Source organism: Rahnella sp. AA (assembly GCF_002834385.1).
Taxonomy (GTDB): Bacteria; Pseudomonadota; Gammaproteobacteria; order Enterobacterales; family Enterobacteriaceae; genus Rahnella.
This window is the reverse complement of the sequence record NZ_PITQ01000002.1, coordinates 48,894-60,972: the sequence shown is the minus strand read 5'-3', so window position 1 is coordinate 60,972 and position 12,079 is coordinate 48,894. Positions and strand designations below refer to the sequence as shown.

Below are 12,079 nucleotides of genomic sequence, written 5' to 3'. Positions count from 1 at the left end.
GCGGGTCATTGCCTGTCAATAATAATGAACCCTCATTGAACAATTTAGCAGCGTGATGGTGGCTTTTCAAACTGATATGTTGCGTGATTGTAGGTGTTGCAAATAGTTAATGTTACAGCTAGGGTTAATCATATGGCCTATATTTCGAGCACACTGGCGAGGCTCACAACCAATGAGAAGACTGCGTTGAACAGACCCATGAAACGGTAAGGCATAACCGGCAGGCACCATGGTGGTGCCGTTGAGACCGGAAACCAGCAAATGGCGGAAAACCTATGCAAACGACTGAACTGATGAACGATATTAAGAAAGAGATTAGCGAGAATGAGCCCCTTGCTAAGCCGGTGGAAGAGCGAAGTAGCGCGTTCCAGGATGAAGTATCTCAATACCTGGAGCGTCACCCGCTTACCCTGCACGTCGACGTCCTGCTCACCGATCTCAATGGTTCCTTCCGCGGCAAACGCATTCCCGTTTCAGCATTACGTAAACTCGAAAAAGGCTGTTATTTCCCGGCATCGGTCTTCGCCATGGACATTCTCGGTAATGTTGTGGAAGAAGCCGGTTTAGGCCAGGAACTGGGCGAGCCTGACCGCACCTGTATTCCCGTTCCCGGCACGTTAACGCCTTCGGCTTCCGACCCCGAACACATCGGCCAGCTGCTTCTCACCATGCTTGACGAAGATGGCACTCCCTTTAACGTTGAACCACGCAATGTGCTGAACCATATCTGGCAAACATTGCGCCAGCGGGGCTTATTCCCGGTGGTAGCGGTAGAGCTGGAGTTCTATCTGCTCGACAGGCAGCGGGATGCGGAAGGGTATATTCAGCCGCCGTGTACCCCCGGAACGCAGGAGCGCAGCCTGCATACGCAGGTTTATTCCGTCGATAATCTGGATCACTTTGCCGATGTCCTCAGTGACATTGACCGTCTGGCGCATATCCAGGGTTTACCGGCGGATGGCGCGGTGGCGGAATCCTCTCCGGGGCAATTCGAAATCAATTTGCACCACAGCGAAAATATTTTGCGCGCCTGTGACCATGCCCTGATGCTCAAACGTCTGGTGCGCCTGGTGGCGGAAAATCATGAAATGGACGCCACGTTTATGGCGAAACCGTATGACGACTATGCGGGCAGCGGGATGCACATTCATCTCAGCGTGCTCGATGACAACGGCAAAAACCTTTTCGCCGATGCGAACGGTAAAGATTCCGCGCTGATGAAACGTTCACTCGCCGGGATGATTACCCTGATGCCCGCGTCCATGGCCGTTTTAGCGCCCAACGTGAATGCCTTCCGCCGCTTCCAGCCGGGCATGTATGTCCCGACCCAGGCGTCGTGGGGGCACAATAACCGCACCGTTGCACTGCGCGTGCCGTGCAGCGGAATTGCCGATCACCGTGTGGAATACCGCGTGGCCGGTGCCGATGCCAATCCATATTTAGTGGTTGCCACCGTGCTGGCCGGGATGCTTTACGGGCTGGACAATGATTTGCCACTGCCCGAACCGGTGACGGGGAATGGCCTTGAGCAGGAGGGGATCCCGCTGCCAATCCGCCAGAGCGATGCGTTATATGATTTTGATGAGCAACCGGCGCTGAAAAAGATCCTCGGCGAACGTTTCTCGCAGGTTTATCACGCCTGTAAATCCGATGAACTGTTGCAGTTCGAACGGCGGGTGACAGAAACAGAGATCGACTGGATGCTCAGAAACGCCTGATTCCCGTCATCTCTGGCGTTGCCGCTATGCTGGCCGCGCAGAATGTTTAAAATCGGAAAAGAATTTGTAACTTGCAGCCTCTGAATGTTGTCATTCATGCGTGATTTGTGCAAAATACGCGGCACTGCAGATAACCGACGCTTAAAGGCGCCGGTTATTTTTTTTGTATGTGCAGTACCCAAACTAATTCAACAGAGGCCGGACCCAGATCCGGATAGATAACAAGGTTCGTGTGCGACCCCAAATTAAAAACGGTCGCCACTATGAGGAAATGTAACATGGGGCAATACTTCAAACCTGTACCGGTGCCCGCCGGTGCTTCTTTCAGCTGCGGCCAAATTCGCACAGCCTTCACCTCCGTCATCAGCGATGTGAAGATCTATCCCCCGTTTACTGGTAATAACTCACGAAGTTTTCCCTGTACGTTGCTTTCAGAGGCGTTTAAACGCCCGGTGTCTGCAATTCAGGGAGGGCTGAGCCATGTCTGCTAACACTTCTGCCGCTCCGGCGACTCAGCGTGTACAACTGCGTAAAACCCTGACGCTGGTTCAGGTTGTGATGATGGGTCTGGCCTATCTGCAACCGATGACCATCTTCGATACGTTCGGCATTGTGTCCGGCCTGACCGATGGTCACGTCGCGACGGCGTACATCTTTGCGCTGATCGCCGTGCTGTTTACCGCCGTCAGCTACGGCAAACTGGTGCAGCGTTTCCCGTCTGCCGGTTCTGCTTACACTTACGCGCAAAAAGCCATCAGCCCGCACGTCGGCTTTATGGTCGGCTGGTCATCATTGCTGGACTACCTGTTCATGCCGATGATCAACATCCTGCTGGCAAAAATTTACCTGGAAGCTATCTTCCCGGGCGTACCGTCGTGGATCTTCGTGACCGCGCTGGTCGCGATGATGACCGCGTTCAACCTGCGTGGCATCAAGATTGTTGCCAACCTCAACAGCATCATCGTTGTGGTTCAGGTCGCGATCATGGTGGTCTTCCTTGGCCTGCTGGTCCGTGGCGTTTACATGGGCGAGGGCATGGGCACGCTGGCGACGACGAAACCGTTCTTCAGCGAAAACGCGCATGTGGTGCCGATGATTACCGGCGCAACCATCCTGTGCTTCTCGTTCCTCGGCTTCGACGGCATCAGCTCGTTGTCTGAAGAAACGCCAAACGCGGGCAAAGTCATTCCGAAAGCGATTTTCCTGACCGCGCTGATTGGCGGCGTGATCTTCGTTGTCGTGTCTTACTTCCTGCAACTGTACTTCCCGGACATCTCGCGCTTCAAAGATCCGGACGCTTCACAGCCTGAAATCATGTTGTACGTGGCCGGTAAGTTCTTCCAGTCCGTCATCCTGTGCTTCAGCTGTGTCACCGTTCTGGCATCCGGCATGGCCGCGCACGCGGGCGTTTCCCGTCTGCTGTACGTGATGGGCCGCGACGGCGTATTCCCGGAGAAAGTATTCGGTTACGTGCATCCGAAATGGCGTACCCCGACGTTCAACGTTCTGCTGGTCGGTGTTGTGGCGATGTCTGCCGTGACCTTTGATCTGGTGACCGCCACGGCGCTGATTAACTTCGGTGCGTTAGTGGCCTTCACCTTCGTGAACCTGTCGGTGATTTCCCAGTTCTACATTCGTGAGAAGCGTAACCGTACGCTGAAAGACCACATCAACTACCTGGTCCTGCCGGTCATCGGTGCGCTGACCGTCGGTGCGCTGTGGCTGAACCTCGAAGCCAGTTCGATGACGCTCGGCCTGGTGTGGGGCGCGATTGGCCTGGGGTATCTGGCGTTTATCACCAACGCGTTTCGTAAGCAGCCGCCGCAGATGAGCGGGGAGATAGCGCCGGAAGCGTGATTTATAGCCCTTTGAAAAGGGCTGAAACTTTTTGTTTTGCAGGAGGCCGCTGTAAATTGGCGGCTTCAAAAACAAAATTCAAAGTCGTGGGCGTCGGCCCACACCGACCAGAGGGAGAATAAACCTTCTCCCTCTGGACTCCCGCGTTTTTCAACTGCGCGCTATCGCTCGCTGGCTATGTTTCAGATACCACGTCTAGTGCCGCAAACGCCGCCGCTGCGCGGTCCTCTCATTTCAGGTTCGAACCTGCTCGAAAAAAGACTCTCGCTGTTTCTCACCGTTCATTCGACGTCGTTTTGAAAGCGGCCAAAAACTTTCTAGTTCGCAACCTCACCGATGATTGTTATTTAATAAATGAGTAACCGTTTCAACCGAAAGTAAAATAAGAAACAGAATGCCGTTGAATTTAGTTAAGCCAGTGGCCGCTGTCAGAAATTTTGCTGAATGAGTGTTTCGAGACCTGTGGCTCGAAACCGAGTGAGGGAACCGCGCAGCGGCAAGATTTCGCGGCAATAGCCGGGTTGCTGAAACATAGCCAGCGAGCGATAGCGCGGAGTTAAAAAGCGTGGGAGATCAAAGAGGGAGGCGCTTTCCTCCCTCTTTGGTGGTTTCGGCGCAGTGCGTTAAGTGATCACTGCAATTGAGAAACCGAAAAGTTCTCGGTCAGCCCGCACTGCCATTGAGAAACCGAAACTTTCTCGGTTAGTGTTGAAAAGCCGCCAAATTGCCGCGGCCTTCGGCAAATCAGGAAACCAATTTCTTCCCGTACTCAAACAGCGCCCCAAGAAGCGCGATCTTCTCCGCATCCCCTTCATACAAGTTGTAGAGCGATTCAAGCTCTAAAATGTACGCCTGAACACGCTCATCCGTGAGCTTCATCTGCCGGTGTAACATCCAGCGTTTTTGCTCGGCATCCGTCAGTGTGACGGGGTAATTTCTGGCTCTGAACCGGAACAGCAGCGGTTCGATACGTGAATCATTAAACGTCAGATCTAATGCGGGAAGATTCTCCGGACGTGTCTCCAGGATAATCCGCATTGCGGCGCGGTCGGCGTCGCTGAAGAAACCGTCGTACAGACGGGCATCGACATCGTCGGAAGCGGTAAACGGCTCGGCTTCGGCAAACATCGTCACCACTTTTTCACGCACCTGCGGGTTCTGGCGCAATATCTGAAGATTCTCCAGACAGCGCTGGCGGTCAATGCCCAGACGCTCGGCGTTTTCCGGCAACAACGTTTTTGCCGGGGCCAGCACCGGACATTTATTGATGTGCAACAGTTTGATCGGCAGCGGAGATTGCCCGGCCTGCAAACTGTCGCGGCGGCTGTACAAGCGCTCGCGCATCTGGTCGGGGTCGAGATCTAACAGCGTGGACATATCGCCTGCCAGATCGCACATGATCACGGCGTTTTTGTTTTCAGGATGCCAGGCCAGCGGCGCGACCCACGCGGTATTGCCGCGTGCTGCGCCGAACATGCCGGAAACGTGCACCAGCGGTGCCATCGACGGAATATCAATCAACGTATTGAGTTTGTGCTTGCTGCGGTGTTCGAGCAGGAAACTGAACAGACGCGGTTGCGCCTGTTTAACCAGCTTTGCCATCGCAATCGTGGCGTAAACATCGGCCATCGCGTCGTGGGCATTTTCATGTTCGATGCCGTTGGCTTTGGTCAGATGTTCAAGACGGAAACTCGGAAAACCGTCGTCGTTTTCCGGCCAGTTGATGCCTTCCGGGCGCAGCGCGTAACAGGCGCGCATCACATCCAGCAAATCCCAGCGGGAATTACCGTTCTGCCAGCTGTAGGCGTACGGGTCGTAAAAGTTGCGATAAAGAATATTACGGCTGACTTCGTCGTCGAAACGGATGTTGTTGTAGCCCACAATGCAGGTGCCCGGCATGCTGAAGGCTTTATGGATTTGCGCCGTGAACTCCGCTTCGATCACGCCGCGTTCCAGCGCAATCTGCGGGGTAATTCCGGTGATCATCACCGCTTCCGGCTCCGGGAGGTAATCATCAGAAGGGCGGCAATAAATCACCAACGGTTCTTCGATGATATTGAAATCTTCGTCGGTTCTCACCCCGGCAAACTGTGCCGGACGATCCAGAGCCGGGTTTTTGCCAAATGTCTCGTAATCGTGGAAGTAGAAGGTCTTTTGCGGCTTGTCTGACATGGTTTAAGCAGGCCTTATTCAGTCGAAGGCACTTTAAGTCAGCATGAGAAAGAGGTGCTTTCGCATGCTGACAAAGTATGGGGAAATCACTGCCGGAAAGAATATCACGGCTGGGGCTGATACTGAATGTTAGCCTGATTACCGGGGGCAATCATTCAACGCGCGAGACCGCCTTTTCTGTTGCTAATGTATTGAAATGATCAGCCTGCAGGGTGACGTGTTGGCTGGCGGGCATTGTCCAGCCCAGCTGCGTCGCGATATCCTTAATGGCACTGCACAGGGTGTCAGACGTTATCTCATCAATCCGTTTACCCGGTGATAAAATCTGTAGCGCATTATCATATCCGGGCCCCCAGACAATATTATTCTCATTGCCGCACCCAAATATTTTATTGTTATAAAGGCAAATTAAGTTCTTATCGTAAACTTTGCATAAATGGACAATAGAAGTGTCGGGGGAGATCACTAAATCTGCGGCCTTAATCAATGCAGCTGCATGCAAAAATGAAGGTGAGGGGAATTTAACCCCCGGCGGGGTGGCTATTTTTTCCAGCTGTGACGGGGTGCCAATAAATACGACCGTCTGCCCCAGTGTTTCCTGAATATATTCTGAAACCTCAGTAATCTGTTGTGCAGACATATCCCGGGCGTGCTCAGTGGCATAGGGGTTGATAACCACTAACTTCCCGGGTTTTAATGCAGAGATGAATTCTGCTGTGGCAGATTTTATTTTTTCAGGGATGGTCAGTGCATAGGCATAGTTATTATTAATGATGCCCAGGTTTTCCAGTATTTTCTGATGCTTACAACTGATGTGTTTTTGGGGTTCTTCGTAATTTACTGAGATATCGTAAATTTTGTAACCGTTCTGGTTAATACCCATTGAAACTTTTGGATTCAGCGTTTTGATTATTCTGAATCTGAGCGGGCTCAGATGGTTTTTTTCATTAATGTCGATCAGCAAATCATAATGCACTTTATATTCATTGCGAAGGGCCGATAAACCTTCAAAGATGATCACTTTACTGACAGAAGGAGAATTTTCGAAAATGAAAGAGGTTCTCTTTTCGCATAATAACGTCACAGAATGCCCCTGTTTATGGAGGGAGCAAATTAAACCTGTTGTGACAATAGCATCACCAATGCCAAACCCATTGCACAGAACAATAATATTCATTTTATCAGTCAAAACAGGAGATGCTGAGCGCTTTCTCTTGTCCAGGAAAAATAACTTGGCATTAAGCTTAATCTTTTTCAGGAAAATATTCTTTTCCCGGTTTAATCTTCTGAGTCTCTGCAATGGCATTCTTTATTTTCCCTGCAATGCATCCGCTATCATATTAACTGTTATTGTTTTTTATAAGAATATTCCTATATGGTATCCAGCGCAGGTAAGTGAAGTCAACTGTCTGACGTTTTCTGGCGAATTTCTTTCACTCTATTGACATGCTGTTTGATGTTTCCTGCCGAAACCTCATACATGTCCCCGCGGCGGAAATTTTCAGCATCAATCCGCCAAAAGCCTGACATAAGCAGGGTGATCCCCTCCGGCAACTCGGCTAAACTACTGCACTCTTTGAATTTGCGCCTTACGGCAGGCTTAACGTGCGTCTCGACAAGAAAATATCATCGCTGGATAACGTCATTTACCGTAACTATCGCATCACTCACGCTTTGCGCATTGCTGTCGCATTTCTGCTGACTTTCCTGATTGTAAGACTGACCGAAATCCCTGAGGGCACCTGGCCGCTGATCACGCTGGTGGTGGTGATGGGGCCAATTTCTTTCTGGGGCAATGTGGTTCAGCGTGTTCTGGAGCGGATCAGCGGGACGGTGCTGGGCTCCGCTTCCGGGCTGATTGCCCTGTGGCTCGAGCTTTACTCGTTGCCGCTGATGCTGGTGTGGTGCGGCATTGTGATGTTTATCAGCGGGTATCTGACGCTTGGCAGGCGGCCGTATATGGCGCTGCTGATCGGTATTACGTTGGCAGTGGTGTGCGGGGCGGGGCCGGGTGACATGAATACTGCGCTCTGGCGCTCCGGTGATGTCATTTTCGGTTCCCTGCTGGCGCTGTTTTTTGCCAGTATCTATCCGCAGCGCGCCTTTATCCATTGGCGTATGCAGATGGCGGATTACCTGATGTCGCTGAACAAACTCTACAGCGCGTGGTTGTCGCCTAACATGCTCGAGCGCCCGCATCTGCACGGTAAGCTGAAAACGACCATGAGTCAGATGGTGAAAATGCGCTCACTGTTTGCGCCAGCCAGCAAAGAATCGCATATACCGCGTGAAGTGTTCGATGCGATCCAGACGCTTAGCCGCAACCTGCTGTGTACGCTGGAGCTGTTGGCCGATGCCTACTGGAGTTCCCGTGAAAGCCATTTCCTGATGCTCAATGCCCGCACGTTGCGGAGCGCGCAACTGCTGATGCTCGGGACACTGGAAAAACTCAGCCTGATGCTGCTTAACGGGACGAAAGGTGATGAGCTTAAAATTAATACCCAGCTCAATGAGTCAGCGGAAGAGCTGAAAGCCCTGATGGCGGAAATGAATGCAGCGGATAACCATCTTGAGGCGCAGGTCTATGGCTATGTCTGGCTCAGCATGCAGGTGGCCGAACAACTGAAATCGATGGGGGATCTGATCACCATGACGATGCAAAAAGAAGACGCTCAAATTACCCGCGGTAAAACGACGAAAGCATGAAGGGATTTTTGTCTGCGGCGTAAAACGGGTAAGATGAGGCAATTGGACGATTATCTGAGCGCGCAGGCCGTTTTTTGCTACGCTAGTGGGTGGCGAAACGGGGTGCGACAAGTCAGTCACTGAATCTGTGTAACTTAATCGAAGGTGTTAAAATGGACAATATCAATAAGCCGAGTTTCCAGGACGTTCTGGAGTTTGTGCGCATTTTCCGTCGTAAAAACAAATTACAACGCGAAATCGCTGATAACGAAAAGAAAATTCGCGATAACCAGAAACGTGTTCTGCTGCTCGACAACCTGAGTGATTACATCAAACCAGGAATGAGCATCGACGAAATTCAGGCAATTATTGCCAGCATGCGCGGCGACTATGAAGATCGTGTTGATGACTACATCATCCGTAATGCCGATCTGTCGAAAGAACGTCGTGAAATGTCTAAAAAGCTGAAAGCTATGGGCGAAATCAAAGCCAACGAAACCAAATAATTTCGTTGCTGCTTTAAACAAAAAACCGGGTTTTACCCGGTTTTTTTACGCCTGTGATCCGGTAAATATTACGCCCGAAGATAACGCTGTGGCGTTTCTCCGAGCGTTTTTTTGAACATTGAAATGAACGCGCTCGGGCTGTGGTAGCCCAACTGACTGGCGATGCTGACCACAGTTTTCCCTTGCGCTAACTGCGCGACGGCTTCCGCCAGGCGCAGTTGCTGACGCCATCCGGCGAACGTCATGCCGGTCTGTTCGCGAAAAAGCCGGGCGACGGTGCGTGAACTGGCACCAACTTTGGCACCCCAAAAATCGAGTGTATCGTTGTTGTCCGGCGCGGCCAGCATCAGTTCGCAGATATTGAGCAGACGCCGGTCAGTGGGCAAGGGCACACTGCACACCGCGCTGGTTTTGGCGTGACGCAGTTCGTCGAGCAGCAGCGGGGCAATGAGCTCCGCACGCAGCGGATCGGGCGCGACCGGATCCTGCGCCTTCAGCATTGCCTGAACCAGTTCATTCATCAGCACGCTGACCTGCAGGCCCCGGCACTGCGGCCATAATTCCATTGCAGTTTGTGGGTCAATATATAAGCTGTACGTGCGGATATCGCCGAGCGCATGGAATTCATGCGGTAAATCGGACGGCAGCCAGATGGCGCGCAACGGCCCGAGTGTCCATGAAGCCTGCGGCGTCAGGACCCGTACGACGCCTTGCGTGCAAAACATCAGCTGCGCCGCCGTATGAGAATGCCAGTTTTCACGGGTCTGATTGCGGTACGCCGCAGACCGTGCAACCAGAAGGGGAGCGGTAGCCTGACTGCCGAGGCCATACCCTTTACGCCAGATTTTGTCCATTTCCAACAATCGCTCATCTATTACGTCAAAATTGCCGAATTGTGTCTGTTACGCGCTATTCCCTGGCAAAACATCTCAGACAGTCTATCCTGTCGTCTTTTAAATTAAAACTTAATGATTATCATTTGTATCCTCATTTTTGCCATTTTGAACACTTTTCGGGGATACACATGCAGGGTAAACACCGCTTCACGCTTAAACCGGTCAGCGCCGCGCTGATGATGTGCTGGATGGCAGGGCAGGCGCACGCCGCAGATAAAACGGCGACTGCTGTTTTGCCGACGGTCACGGTGACCTCGGACGCTGCACAGGATGATGCCGACACGTTTGTGGCGAAAAAAGCCAGCGGTGCGACCAAAAGTGACCGTCCGCTGATCGAAACCTCACAGAGCGTTTCCGTGATTACGCAGGCGCAGATTGCGTCGCAGGGCGCGAAGAATGTGCCGCAGGCGCTGCGTTATCTCGGTGGTGTGCAATCCGAAGCCGGTGGCGCAGATTACCGTTTCGACACGATTGTGATCCGGGGTTTTAACGCCGACGAATATCTCGATGGCTTACGTTTACCGACGGTGACCTACTGGTCGCGCCCGAATTATGATGCCTATTTACTTGACCGTATTGAGGTGGTGAAAGGGCCGAACTCCGTGCTGTACGGGCAGACAAGCCCTGGCGGCGTGGTGAACCTGGTCAGCAAACGCCCGACGGCTGACCCCTATCACGAAGTGTATATTACCGCCGGAAACCACAACCTGATGGAAGGCGGCCTGGATTTGTCCGGTGCGCTCGATGACGACCAGCACTGGCTTGGCCGCCTGACGGGCACGATGTCCAAATCCGATACGCAGGTTGATGATACAAAATACAAACATTATGACATCGCACCTGCGCTGACCTGGCAGCCGGACAGCAACACCAGCCTGACGTTCCTCAGCCAGTTCCGCAAAGATCCGGACACCGGTTTTTACAACCAACTGCCGGTGGAAGGCACGCTGGTGAACAACCCGAACGGGCATATTTCTTCCAGCTTCTACGGCGGTCAGCCGGGCTTTGATAAATACTCCCGCCAGCAGGCCAGCGTTGGCTACGAGTTTATGCATCATTTCGATGACGTCTGGACGGTGCATCAGAACCTGCGTTACCTGCAAACCAAAAGCGATTACAAGATGGTGTACCCGTTTGGCGTTGTCGCCAGTGCGCCGGAAGTTAACCGCTACAGCATGCACATTATGGAAGAATTCAAAGCCTTCGACGTCGATACCCGCTTGCAGGCCAAATTCGATACCGGCCCGGTTAATCACGATCTGATGTTTGGTGTGGATTATGTGCACGACGACCTGCGCCAGAATGCCGGTTACGGCAGTGCATCGCCCCTGAATTATCTGGATCCGGATTACAGCACGCCGGTGGCCGATCCGGCGATCACCAGCCATAACCGTCTGTTTATGACGCAGACCGGCTTCTACGCACAGGATCAGATGAAGTGGCAGAACTGGCTGCTGAATCTGGGGGGACGTTACGACGAAGCGCAAACGCGCAGCACGGATCTGGTGGCAGAAGACCGCACGGAGCTTAACGACTACGCCACGACCGGCCGGGCAGGGCTGATGTATTTGTTTGATAACGGTATTTCGCCGTATGTCAGCTATGCCACTTCATTCCAGCCGCAAACCGGCACGTCTTACACCGGCACGGCGTTCACGCCGACCAAAGGCAAACAGTCCGAAGCGGGTGTGAAATATCAGCCGAAGGGGCTGGATGCGCTGTTCACGGCCGCGGTTTATGACCTTAAACAACAGAACGTTCTGACCGCCGATCCGGATCATCCGAACTACTCGGTGCAGACCGGTGAAATCCGTTCGCGCGGCATTGAGCTGGAGGCCAAAGCCAACATCACGCCGGACTGGCTGGTCAGCACGTCTTACGCCTACACCGACCCGGAAGTGACGTCATCCAATGACGGCAATCAGGGCAATTCCCCGGTCGGGATTGCGCGGCACACGGCGGCATTGTGGAGCGAATATGCCCTGCGCGGCGTGCTCGATGGCCTGAGCGTCGGCGGCGGTGCGCGTTATGTCGGCACCAGTTATGCCAACAACGCCAACAGCCTGAAAGTCCCGGCGGTCACTGTGTTTGACGCCATGGCGCGCTACCGCTGGCAGCAATGGCAACTGGCCATGAATGTGCAAAACCTGACGGACAAAGAGTACCTGAACTACTGTCAGGATAACGGCTGCCACTACGGCCTGCGCCGTCAGTACATGGCCACCCTGAGTTATCAGTGGTAACG

8 protein-coding genes are annotated in these 12,079 nt (G+C 52.9%); 5 read left to right on the top strand and 3 right to left on the bottom strand.

Translation table 11 applies throughout. From position 1 onward, the window contains the following. Positions 1–293: 293 nt before the first annotated feature. Together CWS43_RS05155 and CWS43_RS05145 are read left to right on the top strand one after the other, a co-directional pair. Positions 294–1,718: a glutamine synthetase family protein gene (locus CWS43_RS05155; protein WP_101076450.1), complete on the top strand. Its 1,425-nt coding sequence runs from the start codon at positions 294–296 to the stop codon at positions 1,716–1,718. Between the two features lie 480 nt (positions 1,719–2,198). After that, on the top strand, positions 2,199–3,575 hold the full coding sequence (locus CWS43_RS05145) for an APC family permease (RefSeq protein WP_101075861.1): 1,377 nt from the start codon (positions 2,199–2,201) through the stop codon (positions 3,573–3,575). A 744-nt stretch (positions 3,576–4,319) separates the two neighbouring features. On the opposite strand, the gene sbcB is transcribed toward CWS43_RS05145, so the two are convergent. Both sbcB and CWS43_RS05135 read right to left on the bottom strand, forming a co-directional pair. Next, on the bottom strand, positions 4,320–5,747 hold the full coding sequence (gene sbcB / locus CWS43_RS05140; protein ID WP_101075860.1) for an exodeoxyribonuclease I: 1,428 nt from the start codon (positions 5,745–5,747) through the stop codon (positions 4,320–4,322). Between the two features lie 151 nt (positions 5,748–5,898). After that, a complete protein-coding gene (locus CWS43_RS05135) occupies positions 5,899–7,053 on the bottom strand; it encodes a glycosyltransferase family 9 protein (protein WP_101075859.1) in 1,155 nt (384 codons plus the stop codon). Between the two features lie 299 nt (positions 7,054–7,352). On the opposite strand from CWS43_RS05135, the gene CWS43_RS05130 reads away from it, so the two are divergent. Next, positions 7,353–8,453, top strand: a complete 1,101-nt coding sequence (locus tag CWS43_RS05130) for an FUSC family protein (RefSeq protein WP_101075858.1) — start codon at positions 7,353–7,355, stop codon at positions 8,451–8,453. A 152-nt stretch (positions 8,454–8,605) separates the two neighbouring features. Further along, a complete protein-coding gene (locus CWS43_RS05125) occupies positions 8,606–8,938 on the top strand; it encodes a DUF496 family protein (protein ID WP_013574907.1) in 333 nt (110 codons plus the stop codon). Positions 8,939–9,006: 68 nt separating this feature from the next. On the opposite strand, the gene CWS43_RS05120 is transcribed toward CWS43_RS05125, so the two are convergent. Then, on the bottom strand, positions 9,007–9,792 hold the full coding sequence (locus tag CWS43_RS05120) for a helix-turn-helix domain-containing protein (protein WP_101075857.1): 786 nt from the start codon (positions 9,790–9,792) through the stop codon (positions 9,007–9,009). 170 nt (positions 9,793–9,962) lie between these two features. Here CWS43_RS05120 and CWS43_RS05115 point away from each other — a divergent pair, with 170 nt between their 5' ends. Next, entirely contained in the window at positions 9,963–12,077 is a 2,115-nt protein-coding gene (locus tag CWS43_RS05115; protein ID WP_101075856.1) for a TonB-dependent siderophore receptor, read from the top strand. Positions 12,078–12,079 lie beyond the last annotated feature (2 nt).